The 19,229-nt window shown below is 69.9% G+C and carries 17 protein-coding genes and 1 tRNA gene; 7 read left to right on the forward strand and 11 right to left on the reverse strand.

Annotation, left to right across the window (positions count from 1 at the left end; genetic code table 11):
* Nucleotides 1-142 precede the first annotated feature (142 nt).
* Nucleotides 143-3,490 (forward strand): hypothetical protein, encoded by a 3,348-nt coding sequence (locus FHT38_RS14460; protein ID WP_183492188.1) that lies wholly within the window; start codon nt 143-145, stop codon nt 3,488-3,490.
* Nucleotides 3,491-3,654: 164 nt separating this feature from the next.
* Here the strand turns inward: FHT38_RS14460 and FHT38_RS14465 are convergent, their stop codons facing one another.
* Both FHT38_RS14465 and FHT38_RS14470 read right to left on the reverse strand, forming a co-directional pair.
* The gene (locus tag FHT38_RS14465; protein ID WP_147240842.1) at nt 3,655-4,293 is read right to left on the reverse strand and encodes a 3-oxoacid CoA-transferase subunit B; all 639 of its coding nucleotides are present in this window, start codon (nt 4,291-4,293) and stop codon (nt 3,655-3,657) included.
* Nucleotides 4,294-4,303: 10 nt separating this feature from the next.
* Entirely contained in the window at nt 4,304-5,005 is a 702-nt protein-coding gene (locus FHT38_RS14470) for a CoA transferase subunit A (RefSeq protein ID WP_147240843.1), read from the reverse strand.
* A 133-nt stretch (nt 5,006-5,138) separates the two neighbouring features.
* On the opposite strand from FHT38_RS14470, the gene FHT38_RS14475 reads away from it, so the two are divergent.
* From FHT38_RS14475 to FHT38_RS14490, 4 genes are all read left to right on the forward strand, one after another.
* Nucleotides 5,139-5,546, forward strand: a complete 408-nt coding sequence (locus tag FHT38_RS14475) for a PaaI family thioesterase (RefSeq protein ID WP_255488690.1) — start codon at nt 5,139-5,141, stop codon at nt 5,544-5,546.
* A gap of 20 nt (nt 5,547-5,566) precedes the next feature.
* Nucleotides 5,567-6,121 (forward strand): LuxR C-terminal-related transcriptional regulator, encoded by a 555-nt coding sequence (locus tag FHT38_RS14480; protein WP_091732371.1) that lies wholly within the window; start codon nt 5,567-5,569, stop codon nt 6,119-6,121.
* A 194-nt stretch (nt 6,122-6,315) separates the two neighbouring features.
* Complete coding sequence (locus FHT38_RS14485) at nt 6,316-6,657, forward strand: HU family DNA-binding protein (RefSeq protein ID WP_091732368.1); 342 nt, start codon at nt 6,316-6,318, stop codon at nt 6,655-6,657.
* Between the two features lie 97 nt (nt 6,658-6,754).
* Nucleotides 6,755-8,677 carry a radical SAM protein gene (locus FHT38_RS14490; protein ID WP_183492189.1) on the forward strand — a complete coding sequence of 641 codons (1,923 nt, stop codon included), beginning with the start codon at nt 6,755-6,757 and terminating at the stop codon, nt 8,675-8,677.
* A 24-nt stretch (nt 8,678-8,701) separates the two neighbouring features.
* Here the strand turns inward: FHT38_RS14490 and FHT38_RS14495 are convergent, their stop codons facing one another.
* The 3 genes from FHT38_RS14495 to FHT38_RS14505 all read right to left on the reverse strand — a co-directional run bounded on the left by FHT38_RS14495 (nt 8,702) and on the right by FHT38_RS14505 (nt 11,419).
* Nucleotides 8,702-10,009: a cyanophycinase gene (locus FHT38_RS14495; RefSeq protein ID WP_183492190.1), complete on the reverse strand. Its 1,308-nt coding sequence runs from the start codon at nt 10,007-10,009 to the stop codon at nt 8,702-8,704.
* 125 nt (nt 10,010-10,134) lie between these two features.
* On the reverse strand, nt 10,135-10,374 hold the full coding sequence (locus tag FHT38_RS14500; RefSeq protein WP_091732360.1) for a hypothetical protein: 240 nt from the start codon (nt 10,372-10,374) through the stop codon (nt 10,135-10,137).
* A 13-nt stretch (nt 10,375-10,387) separates the two neighbouring features.
* Nucleotides 10,388-11,419 (reverse strand): hypothetical protein, encoded by a 1,032-nt coding sequence (locus FHT38_RS14505; protein ID WP_183492191.1) that lies wholly within the window; start codon nt 11,417-11,419, stop codon nt 10,388-10,390.
* A 272-nt stretch (nt 11,420-11,691) separates the two neighbouring features.
* Here FHT38_RS14505 and FHT38_RS14510 point away from each other — a divergent pair, with 272 nt between their 5' ends.
* Entirely contained in the window at nt 11,692-13,077 is a 1,386-nt protein-coding gene (locus FHT38_RS14510) for a hypothetical protein (RefSeq protein WP_183492192.1), read from the forward strand.
* Nucleotides 13,078-13,113: 36 nt separating this feature from the next.
* Here the strand turns inward: FHT38_RS14510 and FHT38_RS14515 are convergent, their stop codons facing one another.
* From FHT38_RS14515 to FHT38_RS14525, 3 genes are all read right to left on the reverse strand, one after another.
* A complete protein-coding gene (locus FHT38_RS14515; RefSeq protein WP_147240199.1) occupies nt 13,114-13,764 on the reverse strand; it encodes a YceH family protein in 651 nt (216 codons plus the stop codon).
* A 50-nt stretch (nt 13,765-13,814) separates the two neighbouring features.
* Nucleotides 13,815-14,597 (reverse strand): SDR family oxidoreductase, encoded by a 783-nt coding sequence (locus FHT38_RS14520; RefSeq protein ID WP_091732344.1) that lies wholly within the window; start codon nt 14,595-14,597, stop codon nt 13,815-13,817.
* A gap of 80 nt (nt 14,598-14,677) precedes the next feature.
* The gene (locus tag FHT38_RS14525) at nt 14,678-15,079 is read right to left on the reverse strand and encodes an OsmC family protein (RefSeq protein ID WP_091732340.1); all 402 of its coding nucleotides are present in this window, start codon (nt 15,077-15,079) and stop codon (nt 14,678-14,680) included.
* 254 nt (nt 15,080-15,333) lie between these two features.
* Here FHT38_RS14525 and FHT38_RS14530 point away from each other — a divergent pair, with 254 nt between their 5' ends.
* Nucleotides 15,334-17,016 carry an electron transfer flavoprotein-ubiquinone oxidoreductase gene (locus FHT38_RS14530; RefSeq protein WP_183492503.1) on the forward strand — a complete coding sequence of 561 codons (1,683 nt, stop codon included), beginning with the start codon at nt 15,334-15,336 and terminating at the stop codon, nt 17,014-17,016.
* A gap of 10 nt (nt 17,017-17,026) precedes the next feature.
* On the opposite strand, the gene FHT38_RS14535 is transcribed toward FHT38_RS14530, so the two are convergent.
* The 3 genes from FHT38_RS14535 to FHT38_RS14545 all read right to left on the reverse strand — a co-directional run bounded on the left by FHT38_RS14535 (nt 17,027) and on the right by FHT38_RS14545 (nt 19,226).
* On the reverse strand, nt 17,027-17,692 hold the full coding sequence (locus FHT38_RS14535; RefSeq protein WP_183492193.1) for an FMN-binding negative transcriptional regulator: 666 nt from the start codon (nt 17,690-17,692) through the stop codon (nt 17,027-17,029).
* A 90-nt stretch (nt 17,693-17,782) separates the two neighbouring features.
* A tRNA-Ser gene (locus FHT38_RS14540) sits at nt 17,783-17,875 on the reverse strand.
* A 79-nt stretch (nt 17,876-17,954) separates the two neighbouring features.
* Nucleotides 17,955-19,226: an aspartate kinase gene (locus tag FHT38_RS14545; RefSeq protein ID WP_183480728.1), complete on the reverse strand. Its 1,272-nt coding sequence runs from the start codon at nt 19,224-19,226 to the stop codon at nt 17,955-17,957.
* Nucleotides 19,227-19,229 lie beyond the last annotated feature (3 nt).

Genomic DNA, 19,229 nt, shown 5'->3' on the forward strand with positions numbered 1-19,229 from the left:
ATTTCTGCACGCGCGGAGTTTGTCGGACTCGGATACGGCGTGGAAACAAGTCGGTGAGGAATGGCGGACGCTTCGCCGGCGCCGCTCCCGCTTCGCGTCCGCGCGCGGGGCTGGGCGGGGTCGCGCTCAGGCTGGCGACGCCATGACAATTTCCCGTACCGCCGGGGGACCGCTCGCGCCGACCGTCGGCGCCGACCACGCGCCCTCGCCCGCCGCGCCGGTCACGCCACCCGCTCGCTCCCCCACGCATCCCTCGGAAGACGGCCTCCTGGACCAGCTCAAGCGCAAGCTCCGACCCGGTCCGTCGAGCGTCGCCGCGGGGCCCTTCTATCTCCGCACCTCGATCGCGCCGCTGCGGATGCCGGCGACGCCCGGCCCCGCGGTCGAGCTCCCCACCGGCACCGAGTTCCGCCCGGCGACCGCGCAATGGATCCAGGAGCGCTCGGCCGCGCTCGTGGACCGGCTGAATCCCGCGGCCCAGGCCAGCACGGGCGCTGCCGGCGCTCTCGGCGCAGCGGGCGCTGGGGCGGCGACGGATGCGACGGATGGGACAGGTGCGCCAGGCTCGATCGTCGGCACGCCAGGGCCGACGCCGGACGCGCCGCAGGCGGCCGTGCCGGTGGTCGCCAGCGCCGCGGATTTCGCGTCGGCCACGGCCGCGCTGTTCACGCGTGGCTCCCAGGAGGCGGCGGAGTCGCCAGCGCTCCAACGACTGATCGACACCTTGCTGCCCGGCGCCCAGACGCCCGCGACGCTCACCGCCGCCGGGCCATTCGGTCCATCGCTCCAGGTCGCGCGCGCCCTGTCCACCGCCACGCGCGGTGATGCGGACGCGGCGCTCGCGGCGCTCGAGCACCTGCGCCGGATGCCGATGGTGCCGTCGCTCGTGCGCGGGCTCGTTCCAGCGCACGTCCAAGGGGCCGAGGCGGCCACCGCAGACGCGGCTGGCGTGGATGGCACGCCCGGCGCGGAAGGCGCACCCGGCGGCGTCCATCACCACGCCTGGCGCGCGGCGCTGCTGCTGGGCGCCACCCGCAGCGGACTCGAGGGACTGATCCGCCTGAGCGCGGACGCGAGCCTGCGCGCCCGCGGCGAAGCCGGCGAGATGAAGCGCGAGAGCCTGCGGACCTTCCTGCAGGCCGCCGCGCACATCGAGTCGGCCGGCACCGCTGCCGCCGGGGACCCGACGCGGCGGACGCACGCCACCGACGCGTTGCTGTGCGCGGCCAAGCTGTACGCCGATCCGATGGCCACGGCGGCCCAGATCGACGACCCCGCCCAGGTGTCGGCCTACGTCTCCTGGCGCAGCGGCTACCGCGACCGCGGTCCCGGCACGCCGCTGGCCCGCACGCAAGCGCGCATGGCCAAGTTCACCACCTGGATCCGCCGCGCCGAGCGCCGGGCGACCCAGCCGCGCGCGGCCTTCGATCCCCGCCGCCTGGTGGGCATGAAGAAGTCGCCGCTGAACGCCACCGCCTTCGCCGCGGGCGGGACCAACCTGGGGCTGGCGTCCACCGAGGCCCAGCGGCTTCAACAGACGCTCGGCGAGGCGCTCGGTGCCGCTTCGGCCCGTCTCGGCGCCCTGTCGAGCTGGCGCGTGCTGCCGAACGCGCGGCGCGCGGAACTGCTGCTGCGCCAGCAGTGCCTGGCGCGCTGGCGCCATGTCGCCGGGCAAGCGGGAGCGGCGGTCGAATGGAAGCCCTCGAGCCAGGACCGCGCCACGATCGCGACCGCCGCGGCCGTGCTCGCCCCGAGGCTGGGCCTCGATCCCGCCAGCGTGAAGCACCCTCCGGCCCTGGCCGAGCTGAAGCGGCTGGACCTGAAGACGCTCGCCCGCTGGCTCCAGGAGGCGCCGCAGGTCGGGGCTCCCGGAACCGGCGACGCGCCCGGCGCCAGCGCCGAAGCGCTCCTGGCCCGGTTGCGGGACCTCGACGCCGGCCGCCCCATCCGCCCGGCGGGCCCCGCTCGCGGCGACATCCAGGCGGCGCTGGCCGAAGTCATCGACACCACGCCGCTGGGCAACAACGTCCGCTACTTCGATGGCGCGACCTACGGCCTGAACGCCAACCAGTCGCTGAACATGCAGGACTTCAAGGCCATGATCGGCCTCTCGGTGGGACCGGGCTTCAAGGCGCTGCGCGGCCGGCACGCGTTCCTCGAGATCGGCTCCTCGTCCTACGGCGGCGAGGTCTTCATGGGCATCGACCAGCGGTCCTCGAAGGGCCTGAGCCTGGGCGTGTTCGGCGGCATCGCGCTGGGCGCCGGCGAATCGACCTTCCACGCCTCGCTGGGCGGCGGTGTCGGCTACGGCTACTCGCACGACACGAGCGGGCCGAGCGGCGTGATCATCCGCACCCGCGTCGAGCGCGACGAGGCCAACAAGCCGACCGACTCGTGGCGCGGCAAGGCCAACGAGGTGCTGGCCTTCCTCTTCGCGCAGAGCGAGCGCGCCGAGGGTGCGCGCGGCGCCGCGCCGGAGCAGCTCTGGCAGGACTTCAGCGAGCACTTCTTCCGCGAGCGGGACATCTCGGTGAACTGGCGCGATCAGCGGCGCGGCAGCCACACGGTGTCCAAGGTCGCGAACGCGATGGCACGCCTGTCACTGGCGGGATGGAACTTCGGTCCGTCGCTGAGCGCCAGCCGCGATCACCTGCTGGCCGGCAAGAACGAACGCATCGACGCCAACGGATGGCTCCGCGGCGTGGAGCGCTCGCGGGCGCAGTCGTCGGCGCTCAATGTCAATGCGGCGCTGGTGTCGGCCTCGGCCAGCCCGGGCCACTTCGCCCGGCATCCGGGCCAGCCGGAATCGGTCAGCCTGCCCAGCGTGCCGCTGGTCGGCGTCTCGGCCGCGCTCGTTCCGAAGGGCGCGAGCGTGACGCTGCGCATGGTCGATGAACACGGCGACCTGCATCCGGGCTACATCCGGCGGCTGGTCGAGTTCGTGGATCCCGCTTCCTTCAACGAGTACCTCGGCGCGCGCGCCAACGACATCGCGAAGACGCCGCAGAGCAAGCAGCGGCTGCAGGATTTCGTCTCGGAAGTGAACCAGGCCGCGGTGCGCGGCAATCAGTCGTTCGGGGAAAGCCTCAAGCTGCGACCCGAGGTGGTGGAGACGATCAACCTCCAGCGCGATGAGATCGAGATGATCCGGCGATGCGCGGCGGTGTCGCGCGGCGAGCAAGGCCTGGCCCTGGAGGGCGGTGCCGCTGCGAGTGGAAATCCGGAGAGCGACGCGTCCGTCGACGCCCAGGCCGCGCGGCTGGAAGCGGAGATCGCGCGGCTGCTCAACGAGCCGGCGAGCTGGAAGGTCTCCGGCTACTACACCTACGAGATCAACACCACCGGCTACACCGCCGGGCCGGCCTTCATCGCGCAGGCCACCGCGAGCACCGCCACCAACGGCGAACGCGTGCTGGCCGAGCTGGCGGTGAGCGAGCTCGAAGCGCTCGACCTCACTCCCTCTCCCGCTTGCGGGAGAGGGCGGGGGTGAGGGCTGGCGGTCGTTGCAGGAATCAAGCCCTGCGGGAGGTTGCTCACCCTCACCCCTGCCCTCTCCCGCAAGCGGGAGAGGGAGCTCAAGAGGGGGAGCTCAAGAGAGGGAGCTCAGGAGAAAGAGCGAAGTGAGCGCGCGAGCAGCCGCGCGCGGACGGCGACTTACAGCAGGGTCACGCCGGTCTTGCTCTGCACGAAGTCCCGCGTGACCTCGGGCGCCAGCTCCACCAGCTTCAGGCCCTGGGGCGTGACGTCCATGACCGCCAGGTCCGTGATGATGCGGTTCACCACGCCCACGCCGGTCAGCGGCAGCGTGCACTTCGGGATGATCTTCAGGTCCTCGGTGCCGTCCTTCTTGCGGGCCACGTGCTCCATCAGCACGATCACGCGCGGCACGCCCGCCACCAGGTCCATCGCGCCGCCCATCCCCTTCACCATCTTGCCGGGGATCATCCAGTTGGCCAGGTCGCCGTGCTCGCTGACCTGCATCGCGCCCAGGATGCTCAGGTTGATCTTGCCGCCGCGGATCATCGCGAAGCTGTCGTGGCTGCCGAAGATCGACGAGCCGGGAATCGTCGTCACCGTCTGCTTGCCGGCGTTGATCAGGTCGGCGTCGACCTCGTCGTCGGTCGGGAACGGGCCGATGCCGAGCATGCCGTTCTCGCTCTGCAGCCACACTTCCTTGTCGGCCGGCACGAAATTCGCGACCAGCGTCGGAATGCCGATGCCGAGATTCACATAGAAGCCGTCTTCCAGCTCCTGCGCGGCGCGTGCCGCCATCTGGTCTTGGGTCCAGGGCATGTCGGTCTCCTCAGGCGGCGGGTCGGGTGGTGCGCTTCTCGATGCGCTTCTCGGGATTCGGGTTGTGCACGATGCGGTGCACATAGATCCCGGGCAGGTGAATGCTGTCGGGATCGAGCTCGCCGACCTCGACGATCTGCTCCACCTCCACCACCGTGACCTTGCCCGCCATCGCGCAGGCCGGATTGAAGTTGCGCGCGGTGCGGCGGAACACCAGGTTGCCGCTCTTGTCGGCGATGTGCGCCTTGACCAGCGCCACATCCGGATTGAGCGCCCGCTCCATCACGTACTGATGGCCGTCGAATTCGCGGATCTCCTTGCCCTCCGCGACCATCGTGCCCACGCCGGTGCGGGTGAAGAAGGCCGGGATGCCGGCGCCGCCGGCGCGCAGCTTCTCGGCCAGCGTGCCCTGCGGCGTGAACTCCAGCTGCAGCTCTCCCGCGAGGTACTGGCGCTCGAATTCCTTGTTCTCGCCGACGTAGCTGGAGATCATCTTGCTGATCTGCCGCGTCTGCAGCAGCTGGCCCAGGCCGAAGCCGTCCACGCCCGCGTTGTTGCTGATGACGGTCAAGCCCTTGACGCCGCTGTCGCGCAGCGCGGCGATCAGCGCCTCGGGAATGCCGCACAGGCCGAAGCCGCCGACCGCCAGCAACTGGCCGTCCTTCACGATGCCGTCCAATGCCGCATCGGCACTGGGGAAAAGCTTGTTCATCCGATGTCTCCTGCTTGCCGTGCGATCCACGGGGTTCAGAACCAGCCGACGATTCTGCTACGTAAGACATTAGGTATCGCTACGTAGAATTGATTAAGCATCATCCCCGCCACCGCCCCTCGAAGGAAGCCCGATGACCCTGCCCCTGGACGAACTGCGTGCGCAGATCCCCAAGATCTTCGCCCCCTGGATCGTCGCGCTCGGCCTGGAGCCGGTCCATGCGGAGGACGGTCTGCTGCGCCTGACGATGCCGGTGGCGCCCGATCTGGTGCATGTGGGCGGCGTGATGTGCGGCCAGGCCTCGATGGCCGCGGCCGACACGGCCATGGTGCTGCTGATGATGCGCGAGCTCGGCGAGTTCCGCCCGATGACCACGGTGCAGCTGCAATCGACCTTCATCCGCCCGGTCTCGGGCGCGCGCTGCACGATCGAGGCCCGCCTGCTGCGCCGCGGCAGGAACCTGGCGTTCGGGCAGATCGACCTGCTCGACGAGCAGGGCCGGCTCGCGGTGCAGTCCACCACGACCTACGCGCTGCTGTGACGCGCGGATCGACCGCCCCCATGAGCCTCGACTACCGCACCGCCTTCGACCAGGCCCCGATCGGGCTGGTCCTGTCCGAGAACCGCCTGATCAAGGACTGCAACCGCCTGGTGCTGGAGATCTTCGGCGCGCAGCGCGAGCAGCTGATCGAGCACAGCTTCGCGCTGCTGTATCCGAGCCCGGTCGAGTTTGAGCGCACCGGCGAGCGCATCGTCGCCAGCCTCGATGCCTCCGGCTACTACGCCGACGAGCGCGTGATGAAGCGCGTCGGCGGCCCGCGCGCGGGCGAGCTGTTCTGGTGCCATGTGTCGGGCCGCGCGCTCGACCCGGCGCGGCCCCATGCCAGCGGCATCTGGAGCTTCGAGGACCTGTCGGCCACGCGCCAGCTCAAGGCCGACCTGACCGCGCGCGAGCGCGAGATCGCCGCGCTGCTGATCGAGGGCCTGACCAGCAAGCTGATCGGCAAGCGGCTGGGCGTGAGCCCGCGCACCGTCGACGTCTACCGCGCGCGGCTGATGAAGAAGTACGGCGCGGCCAGCACGCCCGATCTGGTGCACCGGCTGCTCGTGTCCTGAAGCGTGCTGTGACAAATTCCCGGGCCAGCCCTGGCGCCGGGAAGGCCGATGGACAGGACCATCGCGCAAGACGTGACCCCGGATGTGCGATTTCATCGGTGATTTGCGGGGCAACCCGGGGATGCGGGCCGGATTTCTCGCGCACAATACGCGCCGTCCGGCTCCTGCCGGGCCTTAACTTGCAGAGTCAACGAATGAACAAGACCGAACTGATCGAACACCTGGCTTCCAAGCACGAACTGACCAAGGCCGAAGCCGGCCGCATCCTGGAAACGCTGCTGGACGCCGTGGTCACCACGGTGAAGAAGGGCGGCGCCGTCTCCATCCCCGGCTTCGGCTCCTTCAAGCAACACGCCCGCGCCGCGCGCACCGGCGTGAACCCCAGCACCGGCGACAAGATCAAGATCGCCGCCGCCAAGCTGCCCAAGTTCACCCCGGGCGCCGGCTTCAAGGCCGCCGTGGACCCGAAGGCCGCCGCTCGCAAGGCTGCCGCCAAGCCGGCCGCCAAGCCCGCCAAGAAGGCCGCCAAGAAGTAATCCACTTCTGGCATGCGCCGATCGCCGGAGCCCTCCGGCGATCCCGAACAAACCCGGCCCATGCCGGGTTTGTTTTTTTGCTTCTACAGTGCTGTCCATGTCCGCCGCCGCGCCCGCCCTCCGCGTGCTGTCGCTCATCCCGCCGATGACGCAGCTCAACACGCCCTACCCGTCCACCGCGTACCTGACGGGCTTCCTGCGCTCGCGCGGCATTCCGGCGGCGCAGCGCGACCTGGCGCTGGCGCTGGTGCTCAAGCTCTTCTCCCGCGACGGCCTGCGGCGCGTGCGCGCCGCGGTGCAGGCGATCCCGCTGCCCGACCGCGGCATCGCCTCGCGCCACTTCGACGAGGACTTCGACCGCTACCTGGCCACGATCGCGCCGGTGATCGCCTTCCTGCAGGGCCGCGATCCGACGCTGGCGCACCGCATCAACACGCGCACCTTCCTGCCTGAGGGCAGCCGCTTCCAGACCCTGGACGTCTACGTGTCCGAGGAGGGCGAGGATCCGCTCGCCTGGGCCTTTGGCGCGCTGGGCCTGCAGGACCGCGCGCGGCACCTGGCCACGCTCTACCTGAACGACCTGGCCGACGTGCTGCGCGAATCGGTCGATCCGCGCTTCGAGTTCGTCCGCTACGCCGAGCAGCTGGCGACCAGCCAGCCGACCTTCGACCCGCTGCGCGAGGCGCTGGACGCGCCGCCCAACCTCGTCGACGAGCTGCTGCGCGAGCTGACGCTGGCCGCCATCGATGCCGAGCGGCCCGACGTGGTGCTGCTCTCGGTGCCCTTCCCCGGCGCGGTCTACGCGGCGCTGCGCATCGGGCAGACGATCCGGCGCGAGCGGCCGGGCATCAAGATCCTGCTCGGCGGCGGCTTCGTCAACACCGAGCTGCGCGAGCTCGCCGAGCCGCGGCTCTTCGACTACGTCGACTTCGTGACGCTGGACGCCGGCGAGCGCCCGCTGCTGGCGCTGCTCGAGCACATCGCCGGCCGGCGCGGCCAGCAGCGCCTGGTGCGCTGCTTCGTCCGCGAGGACGTCGGCGAGCTGGCGGGCCAGGTCCGCTACATCAACTTCGTCGAGCCCGACGTGCCCTTCGAGGACGTGGGCACGCCGACCTGGGACGGCCTGCCGCTGCACGACTACCTGTCGCTGCTGGACATGCTCAACCCGATGAACCGGCTGTGGAGCGACGGCCGCTGGAACAAGCTGACCATCGCGCATGGCTGCTACTGGAAGAAGTGCAGCTTCTGCGACATCACGCTGGACTACATCTCCCGCTACGAGGCGGCCTCGGCCAAGACGCTGGTGGACCGCATCGAGGCGATCGTGGCGGAGACCGGCCAGACCGGCTTCCACTTCGTCGACGAGGCCGCGCCGCCCAAGGTGCTCAAGGCGCTGGCGCAGGAGCTCATCGCGCGCCAGGTGTCCATCAGCTGGTGGGGCAACGTGCGCTTCGAGAAGACCTTCACCCCCGAGCTCTGCCAGCTGCTCGCCGACAGCGGCTGCATCGCGATCAGCGGCGGGCTGGAGGTGGCCTCGGACCGGCTGCTGCAGCTGATGCAGAAGGGCGTGTCGGTCGAGCAGGTGGCGCGGGTGACGCGCGCCTTCACCGAGTCCGGCATCCTCGTGCACGCCTACCTGATGTACGGCTTCCCGACGCAGACGGTGCAGGACACCGTCGATGCGCTCGAGTACGTGCGCCAGCTCTTCGAGAACGGCTGTATCCAGAGCGGCTTCTTCCACCGCTTCGCCTGCACCGTGCATTCGCCGGTGGGCCAGGACCCGGCCGCATTCGGCGTGCGGCTGCTGCCGCTGCCGCCCTCCCCGTTCGCGAAGAACGACGTCGGCTTCGTCGATCCCACCGGCACCGACCACGACGCGATGGGCGACGCGCTGAAGAAGGCGCTCTACAACTTCATGCACGGCCTCGGGCTGGAGCAGGACGTGCGGCGCTGGTTCAGCGTGCGCGTGCCCAAGCCCAAGGTGCCGAAGCACTTCATCGCGCAGGCGCTGGGCACCTGACCGGCCGCCGCGATCGCCGCCGCGCTAGCGCAGGCCCGTGGGCGCGACCAGCGTCGCGCCGGGCAGCGTCGAGGCCGGCGCCGCCGCGTTGGGATCGGGCAGGCGCACCGGGCGGACGTCCAGCCGGACGTCGAGCAGCGTGACGTCGTGCGCGTTGCCGTCGGCATCGATCCAGCCCTGCGTGTCCGCGCCGCGATAGAGCCGGAAGACGAAGCCGGTGCGGTCGCGCGGCTCGGTGGCGCCGGGCCGGATGCGCGCCGCCATCGCGCGCACCTCGTTGGCCGGCGACTGCAGCAGCTCGCTCATCGCCTGCACGATGCGGTTGTCGCCGAGGATGTCCGGCTGGAAGGTATCGACCGGGCCGCGCGACGGCATCGGCTGCCCCAGCGCCGACGCGCGGATCGGCACCGGTGCGCCGGCGGCGGTCTTGCGGGCTGCCGGGCTGGTGACGCCGCTGCGCAGGTCGTGGCGGTCGCCGTTGTCGAGGTAGCTGAGCCGCGCGCCGCGGAGGTTGAACATGCCCAGCGTCGGATCACTGCGCGCGTCGCGCAGGTCCACCAGCAGCGCGCCGCGTCCCCCGATGACGTCGATGCGGTCGCCGCGCACGACGGCGGCGCTGTTCTCCTCCACGCCCAGCCCGAAGCGGTAGCCCTTGGCCATCATCAGCGGCAGCATGCGGCCGATGCGACCGCGCTTGAGGAAGTGCTGGTCGACGAAAAGCTCGTCGCCGACGAAGCCCAGGCCGCGGTCGATCTCCTGGCCCTCGCGCAGCGTACCGCGCATCACCTCCATGACGTTGAGCGCGTCGCGGAACATCACGCGGCTCATGATCGCCGCGCCGGCGCTGGTGCCGGCCACGACGCCGCCACGGCGGTAGACCTCCCAGATCGCGTCGAGCATCTCGGTGCGGCGGCCGCCGGGCTGCAGCGTGTCGACGATGAAGCCCTGCGCACCGCCGGAGAAGAACACGGCATTGGAGGCGCGGATCTTGCCGATCAGGGCCGGGTCGTTGAGGTTGCGCTGCAGGTCGACGCCCTCGAGCCGCGGCGCGACGGGGATGTGCTCGGCCTGCGCGCCATGGCGCTTGAGCGCGTCGATGATCAGGCGGGCCGAGAGTTCCGGATTGGCCGCGGCGGTGGCGAGCACGGCGAAGCGCGCCTGGCCGGGGCCGCCGGCCTCGTCGACGATGCGCTGCCAGACGGCGTCGTTGTCCATGCGCAGCGCGCCGCCGATGACGATGGCGGTCTGGGCCGGGGCGGCACCGGCGCCGAGCAGCGCCGCCAGGGCGAACAGCGCGCGCAGCCGGATCGAGATCAGGCGGAAGGCATCCATGCCGCCCATCTTCCATATCGCTCGCCGGATGGGAAGCAGGCTGGACCTTCAACCTGGGGGGACGCGGGGATGTTTCACGGACGCGTCAGGTGGCGGCCGCCGCGATTCGCGCGGGACGCCGCGCGTCAGCGGGCGGCGTCGCGCCGGGCCGCGCGTGACCGGCGCGCCTTGCGCAGGCGGTAGATCAGCAGCGGCACGAACACCGCCAGGCCGATGACGAGCAGCGGCATGGCGCCGCCGCCCTGGCCAGGCTGCCGGAGTTCCCGCAGCAGGCCCATCAACTGGCCGAAGCCGCGCGTGATCAGCCAGAGGAAGAAGAGCGTGACCAGCGCCGAGAGCACGAGGCCGAAGAGGGTGCGTTTCATGGAACCCGCGATGCTACGCGCTCCCGGCGGCGCCGGCGGTGGGCGGCGTCGCGTCGGTCGGAGCGCCAAGCCGCACGTCGCGCAGGATCAGCGTGCCGAGCGAGAGGTCGATGGCCAGGCCGTCGTCGCGCACCTGGACGCGCAGCCGCAGCCGCGCACTGCCGCGGCCGGCGCGCAGTTCGCGCTCCCCGATCCGGAGCCGCAGGTCCGCCAGGGCGACATCGTCGAGCGACAGGCTCAGGCCGCGGCCCACGGCGGCGCTGTCCAGCAGCGCGGTGTTGCGGCCTTCGGCGCGGCCGACCAGGCGGAGCTGCAAAGGCCCCAGGTCGATCACGCCGTCGCCCGGACGCAGCTCGCCGCGCATCGCGGTGCGGGCGAACAGGGCGCGCGCCTGGGCGGTGAAACCACCGCCGGCGCGTGGTCCGGTCCGCGCCATCTGCGCCAGCATCGCCTCCAGGAAGGGCCGCAGCGAGAGCTGCCCGCGGTCGGTGGTCCAGTGGCCCAGCAGCGCACTGCGCTGCTCGTAGCGGACGCCGGCCTGGGCCGGCGTCGCGAATTGCAGCAGATACGTCCGCCCGCCGGGCGCATCGACGTACAGCCCCATCCGGCTGATGCCCATGCGGGAGTCCGGACCGATGTGCTCGACGCTGGCCTGGTTGAAGTCGACCTCGCCGGCGGAGACCGGCACCGTGACGCGGGCGTCGAACAGCAAGGCGGCATCGGTGATCACCGCATGCACCGCGCCGTCCAGGTGCTCGAGGGGCTCCAGCCGCCAGCGTTCCGCGCGCCCGGCCGACGCCACCGCCTGCTGCACCTCGGCCGGCGCCTCGGGAAGCGGCAGGTGGGCCTGGAGGCTCAGCGTCGACAGCTCGAGCTCCGCGGCGGTGCCGCTGGGCAGGCTGCCGTCACCCGGCCACGCCAGGACGGCATCGCGGAGCCGGAGCCGCGCGATGTCGACGCTCCCTCCGGGCCATTCCAGCCGGGCGGGACCGAATTCGGCGGACGGGAGCCGCCAGGGCATCGGCGTGGAGGGACGGTCCTGCATGGGGTCGATGCGTGGGGGTCGATGGGTCGGCGCGCGCCCGCGCCACATCGACCCACGGAGCAAGGCTGATGCCCGGGCCTGCGCGGGTCGGCGATTCCCAGCCCAGGCGTGCAAATGCACCGCCCCGCACCGTCTTGTTGCGCGCGTGTGAACTTCCACGCCACACCGTCACGGATTCCTCACGTGGCCCCTTCCTATACTCGCCGCCCACAACACCGCGGAGGCCGTGGCCTCGGACCTCCGCCTGCGCATTGCTTTCGAGGGAGGATCCCATGGTCTCGACGAGACACCAGAACGCCGCCATCCTGGCGGCCGTTGCCATCCTGGTCGCCGCTTGCGGCGGTGGCGGCGGCGAGGCCGGCACCCCACTGACCGGCACCAACAACCCGCCGACGGCCGGCACGCCCAGTACACCGAGTACGCCCAGCACGCCGACCGGCGGGACCGCCACCGCGCCCACGTTTCAGACGCAGCCGGCCAATGCCAGCGTGCTGACCGACGCCACCGCCAGCTTCACGGTGACCGCATCCGGCAGCGACCTCGTCTACCAATGGAAGCGCAACGGCGCCGACATCGCCGGCGCGACCTCCACGAGCTACACGACGCCGCCGGCCACCTACGCCAACCACGGCGACCGCTACACGGTGGTGGTGTCCAACAAGGGCGGCAGCGTCACCAGCAACGCCGCGCAGCTGACGCTCAAGCTCAGCGCCAACCAGCAGGCCTTCGAAAGCACCATCCTCAGCCCGCAGCCGGGCAACTTCAACCTGCTGTGGTCGCTGCGGCTCAGCGGCCCGCAGGTGAAGGGCTCAAGCTTCCTGATCTCCGATTTCGGCCAGCTCGCGCTGTCGCCGCTGACGAACGGCCCGCAGACCTATCGCCAGAGCGATCCGACCTCGCTCGCCGCCAACCTCACGCTGCTCACGCCGGCGGACACGCGGGTGCTCAAGGACGGCGCCGTGCGGGTGGTGCCGTCCACCGGCGGCGCCCAGCGCGCGAGTTATGTCGGCAGCGACGTGCGCATGGACATCCTGGCCAGCGACAACACGACGGTGGCGTACTCGACGATCCGCAGCGAGTACCAGGCCGTGGCGCTGACCGGCGCACTGGGCAGCGCGCCGGACGAGTTCAAGCACTTCTACAACGCGGTGTTCGCCAACTCCGGCGTGCTCGACAGCACCGCCACCTTCGCCGCCGGCGCCGGCTACCTGAAGTACACGCAGAAGGCCGCTGGCGACCGCTACGACGTCTTCGACTGCCGCGGCATCACGGCCGGGCCGGCCGTGTCCTCCTGCGTCGACGGCAGCACGCTGACGGACGTGTTGAGCGCGGGCTTCACCTCCAACAGCGATGGCCGCACCTACCACCTGGCCGACGGCGAGATCCGGACCGTCGGCGGCGTGCCGATCTGGGTCGCGTCGTCGCCGCGTCCGCAGTCGAGCACGCTGAGCGCGACGGTCCAGTACCGCATCTACTTCGAACTGGGTGGCAACGTCTACACCGGCTCGATGATCAAGGACGGCACGCTGCTGGGCGCCGGCTCGTGGGTGTCGAACCCCGCGGGCGCCACGCTCGTCGACCAGTTGACCTTCCTCACGTACCAGGTCCGCCTCAACCAGGCCGCGCGCGACAGCCTGAAGGCCGCGGTGAAGATCTGACGAAGGATCCGGCGCGCGGGCCGGACTAGGCCGGCCTCAGCCGAGGCCGAGCTCGGTCTGGATGCGCGCCACCGCCGCCTTGAGCTGCTCGACCTCGGCGCGCAGCGCGGCGAGTTCCTCGTCGCGCGCGCCGCCGGACGACCACGATGACGACGACGCGCCCGACGATGCAACGCCGCCCACCGGGATCTCCGGCGCTCCGCTGAGCAGGTGGGCCCAGCGCGCCTCGCGCGCGCCGGGGGCCTTGGGCAGCTTCAGCGCCAGCGCCGGCTCGCGCGTCGCAAGCTCCTCCAGGAAACCCTCCACCGACGAGACGTCGGCGAAGCGGTGCAGCCGCTCGCAGTTGATCCGCAGCTCCGCCGAGGTCTGCGGCCCGCGCAGCATCAGCACCGCCAGCAGCGCCTCGGCCTGGCCCGGGATGCCGTACACCCGCTTCATGTTGTGCTCGAAGCGCGCCACGCGGCTGCCGCTCACGCTGTTCACCAGGCTCATCGCCTTGAGCTCGTCCAGGGCCGCGGCCACGTCGGACTCGCCCGCGTTCATCACCGGATCGCGCGCCGTCTTCTGGTTCACGCCCAGCGTCAGGCTGTTCAGCGACATCGGATAGCTGTCCGGTACCGTGGACGCCTTCTCCACCAGCACCGCCAGCACGCGCGCCTCGAGCGCGCTCAGTTCTCTCACCGCCATCGGCTCGCTTCTTTCAGTTCTCTCGGTCTTGTCGGTCCGGCCCGTCCGGCTCAGACGCCGAAGCCGTCGTCGGCCTGGATGATCGCGCCATTGATGAAGCGACTCTCCTTGGCGCACAGCATCAGCAGCGTCGTGTCCAGGTCTTGCGGCGTGCCCACGCGCTTGCGGGGCAGCAGCTCCACCAGCTTGCGGCCCTGCTCGGTCTGCCAATGGTGGTGGTTGATCTCGGTGTCGATGTAGCCGGGGCAGATCGCGTTGACGTTGATGTCGAACTTGCCCCACTCCAGCGCCATCGCGCGCGTCATGTGCACCACCGCCGCCTTGCTCATCGCATACACGCCGATCTGCGACAGCACCCGCAGGCCCGCCATCGACGCGATGTTGACGATGCGGCCGCCGGTGTAGGTGCCCGGCGCGGCGCCGCGCGCGCGGGCCAGCATCCGCTTGCCGACCTCCTGCGCGACGAAGAACGCGCCGCGCACGTTGGTGTCCATCACGAAGTCGTAGTCCTCCGGCGTCACGTCCACCAGCTTCTGGGTCGTGCTCACGCCGGAGTTGTTGATCAGGATGTCGAGCGTGCCGACCTCGGTCTCCGCGCGGGCGACCGCGGCCTTGATGCTGTCGATGTCGGTGACGTCCAGCTGCACCACGTGCGCGTCGCCGCCGCCGGCCTCGATCTCGGCGCGCAGCGCCTTGAGCCGCTCCACGCGCCGCGCCGCCAGCACCACGCAGGCGCCCGACTTGGCCAAGGTTCTCGCGAACTGCGCGCCCAAGCCGCTGGACGCGCCCGTGACGAGGGCCACGCGGCCCTCCAGATCGATGCTGTAGCTCATGGCAAGGTCTCTCGCAAAACTTCTCGTGTGACCGGACAAGGTGCCGGGCACGATAGCACGCGGGCCGCGCCGCGCCGACCTCAGCCCGCCATCACGGTCTGGATCTCGGTCGTCACCTGCGTCATCAGCTTGTGGACCGGGCACTTCTCGGCGACGGCGAGCAGCTGCTGGCGCTGCTCGTCCGTCAGGTCGCCGACGAAGGTGAGCGTGGCCTTGAGCTTGTACAGCCCCTGCCGCTCCTGGGAGCCGTCGCGCTCGACCTCCACCAGCACGTCCTCCAGCGGCAGGCCCTTGCGCTGCGCATACCAGAGCACCGTCAGCGCCTTGCAGGTGCCCAGCGCCGAGTCGTAGAGCTCATGCGGGTCCGGGCCGGCGTCCTCGCCGCCGCCGGACACCGGCTGGTCGGCGGTGAACTGGTGGTCGCGGATGCGCACCGTCTGCCGCATCGGGCCGGTCCTGTCGCGTTGGATGTGGATGGTCATGAGGTCCTCTGCTCACCATGGAGGCAGGCATGGTACGGCGCCCGCCTCGCGCGCAGCACCCCCATTCGGGTCGGCGCGACCGGACATCGCGCTGTCGACGTCCCTCTCTAGTTCACAAAAAGCACGACCGTTCTTTTTTTTGATCGCGCGGCTAGAATGCGCCGCAACCCGCCCCAGCCAGACCGCGAGCCGGCCCCCGCCCGCCGACCGCGCGGTCGCGGCCAGGCCTCTTACTAGAACGAGCAAGGATGACCATGACCTCCGAAGAACTTGTTGCCCAGTACGGTCCCCGCGACAGCATGGACTACGACGTGGTGGTCGTCGGCGGTGGTCCCGCGGGCCTGGCCACGGCGATCCGGCTCAAGCAGATCGCGGCCGAAAAGGGCCAGGAGATCTCGGTCGTCGTGCTGGAGAAGGGCTCGGAGGCCGGCGCCCACATCCTGTCGGGCGCGGTCATGGACCCCAAGGCCCTCACCGAGCTGTTCCCCAACTGGAAGGAACTGGGCGCCCCGCTGAACCAGCCCGTCACCGGCGACCAGGTGCTGTTCCTGAGCGAGTCCGGCCACACCGACACGCCGCAGTTCCTGATCCCGGGCTGCTTCCACAACGGGGGCAACTACGTCATCTCGCTGGGCAACGTCACCAAGTGGCTGGCGCAGCAGGCCGAGGCGCTGGGCGTGGAGATCTTCGCCGGCTTCGCCGCCGCCGAGGTCGTCTACGACGAGCAGGGTCGCGTCAAGGGCGTGGCCACCGGCAACGTCGGCCTGGGCAAGGACGGCGAGCCGCATGAGGGCTTCCAGCTCGGCATGGAGCTGCACGGCAAGTACACGATCTTCGCGGAGGGTGCGCGCGGCCACCTGGGCAAGCAGCTGATCGCGAAGTTCCAGCTCGACGCCGGCAAGGATCCGCAGACCTACGGCATCGGCATCAAGGAGCTGTGGGAAGTGCCGGCCGACAAGGCGCAGCCGGGCCTGGTGGTGCACACCGCCGGCTGGCCGATGGACAGCGAGACCTACGGCGGCGGCTTCCTGTACCACCTCGAGGGCAACAAGGTGACGCTGGGCTTCGTGGTCGGACTCGACTACAAGAATCCGTGGCTGTCGCCCTTCGAGGAAATGCAGCGCTGGAAGACGCACCCCGCGATCCGCAAGCACATCGAAGGCGGCAAGCGCCTGGGTTATGGCGCGCGCGCGATCACCGCGGGCGGCCTGCTGAGCCTGCCCAAGCAGGTCTTCCCCGGCGGCGCGCTGGTGGGCGACGACGCCGGCTACCTGAACGCCGCGCGCATCAAGGGCAGCCATGCCGCGATCAAGTCCGGGATGATGTGCGCCGACGCGATCGCCGAGGCGATCGCCGCGGGCCGTCAACTCGACGAGCTCAGCGCCTACCCCGCCGCCTTCGAGCGCAGCTGGCTGCGCGAGGAACTCGATCAATCGCGCAACTTCAAGACCTGGTTCAAGAAGGGCAACACCGTCGGCACGCTGATGACCGGCATCGAGCAGTGGCTGCTGCCCAAGATCGGCATCAAGAGCCCGCCGTGGACGCTGCATCGCGACAAGCCTGATCACGCCTACCTGCGCCCGGCGTCGGAGATGCCGAAGATCGAGTATCCGAAGCCCGACGGCAAGCTGACCTTCGACCGGCTGTCGTCGGTGTTCGTGTCCAACACGAACCATGAGGAGAACCAGCCGGCGCACCTGACGCTGAAGAACGACAGCGTGCCGGTGGACGTCAACCTGGCGAAGTACGCCGGCCCGGAAAGCCGCTACTGCCCGGCCGGTGTGTACGAGTTCGTCGGCGACGCCGGCGCGCAGCGCCTGCAGATCAACGCGCAGAACTGCGTGCACTGCAAGACCTGCGACATCAAGGACCCGACGCAGAACATCGTCTGGGTCACGCCGGAAGGTGGCGGCGGTCCGAACTACGTGAGCATGTGAGCGCAGGCGATCAGCGCGGCGCGAGCTCGCGCACCCAGCGCGCCAGCATCTGCTCCTCGAGCGAGCCATGGTGCTCCTGGTGCGCGAGGATCCGCGCCCGTTCGTCGGCGGTGCGGTTCTGGCTGAGCTTGGCCTTCATCGTCCAGCGCTCGACCGGGATGCGGAAACCCACGATCGCGCCCAGCAGCTTGCGCTGGAAGTCCGCCGGCAGACCGCGCCATTGCGCGGCGTAATCGGGCTCCTGCGTCGCGATCAGGCGCTTGAGCAGCGCATCCTTGCCGGCCTCGTCGTCGATGACCTGCACGCCGCCATGGACCTGCAGGGTCAGGTAGTTCCAGGTCGGCACCGACAGCGGCGTGTCGTAGTGGCTGGGCGAGATGTACGCGCCAGGCCCGTTGAACTGCACCAGCACCTCGCCGATCTCGCCGGACATCAGCGCCGCCACATGCGGGTTCGCGCGCGCGAGGTGGCCCTCGAGCCACCAGCCCTCGCCGGTCGACGCCTGGCCCGTCGCGCTGCTCGACGCCTCGCTCGGCGCGCCCCAGATCATCGGCACCGGTGTCGCCGACAGGCCGTGCGTGGGATCGATCAGCATCAGCGTGGCCAACGGATGCTCCTGGATCATCAACCGCGCGTGCGAGAGATCCGGCAGGTCGAAATGCTTGGGCGTGTACATGCGACCCACTGTAGGCCACATCGGGCCAAGCATGCCGGCCCTGAATGCGAAAACCCCCGCAACTTGCGCTGCGGGGGTTTCACATCTGGTTGGCGGAGACGGAGGGATTCGAACCCTCGATGCAGGTTTTGCCCGCATACTCCCTTAGCAGGGGAGCACCTTCGGCCACTCGGTCACGTCTCCAACCGGAGAAGCAGCGACTATAGCATGGCTTTCCAGGCCCTCAACCGAAACTCCGGTTGAATCGCCGTGCGACCGGCGCTCAGGCCTCGATTTCCTGGTCCAGATCGAACGCGCGATGCAGCGCGCGCACGGCCAGTTCCATGTACTTCTCGTCGATGACGACGGAGGTCTTGATCTCGCTGGTCGTGATCATCTGGATGTTGATGCCCTCTTCCGACAGCGAGCGGAACATCTTCGACGCCACGCCCACATGCGAGCGCATGCCGATGCCGACGATGGACACCTTGCAGATGCGCTGGTCGCCGATCACCTTGGCGGCCTGCACCGCCGGGCCGACGGTCTTCTCCAGCAGCTCCATCGCGCGCTGGTAGTCGTTGCGGTGCACGGTGAAGGAGAAGTCGGTCTTCCCGTCCTGCGACACGTTCTGGATGATGACGTCGACATCGATGTTGGCGTCGGCCACCGGGCCCAGGATCTGGAACGCGATGCCGGGCTTGTCCGGCACGCCCAGCAGCGTCACCTTGGCCTCGTCGCGGTTGAATGCAATGCCGGAGACGACGGCTTGTTCCATTTGTTCGTCCTCTTCAAAAGTGATCAGGGTGCCGGACTTGGCTTCCTCGTTGATGTCGATGTCCCACGGCGTGAAGCTGCTCAGCACGCGCATCGGCACGCGGTACTTGCCGGCGAATTCCACCGAGCGGATCTGCAGCACCTTGGAGCCGAGCGACGCCATCTCCAGCATCTCCTCGAAGCTGATGGTGCTCATGCGCCGGGCTTCCGGCACGACGCGCGGATCGGTGGTGTAGACGCCGTCGACGTCGGTGTAGATCAGGCATTCGTCGGCCTTGATCGCCGCGGCGATCGCCACCGCCGACGTGTCGGAGCCGCCGCGACCCAGCGTCGTGATGTTGCGGTCCTCGTCCACGCCCTGGAAGCCGGTGATCACGACGACCTTGCCGGCATCCAGGTCGGCCTTGACCTTCGCGTCGTCGATGCTTTCGATGCGGGCCTTGGTGTACGAGTTGTCGGTCGACACGCCGACCTGCCAGCCGGTGTAGCTGACCGCGTCCATGCCCTCGGCCTGCAGCGCGATGGCCAGCAGGCCCACCGAGACCTGCTCGCCGGTGGAGGCGATCATGTCGAGTTCGCGCATCAGCGACGGCGAAGAACTGCCGGGCGACAGTTCCTTGGCCAGGCCGAGCAGGCGGTTGGTCTCGCCGCTCATCGCCGAGGGGACCACCACCATCTGGTGGCCGGCCCGCGCCCATTTGGCGACGCGCTTGGCGACATTGCGGATACGGTCGGTCGACCCCATCGAGGTGCCGCCGTACTTGTGAACGATCAATGCCATGGG

Source organism: Mitsuaria sp. BK041 (genome assembly GCF_014193085.1).
Taxonomy (GTDB): Bacteria; Pseudomonadota; Gammaproteobacteria; order Burkholderiales; family Burkholderiaceae_C; genus Roseateles.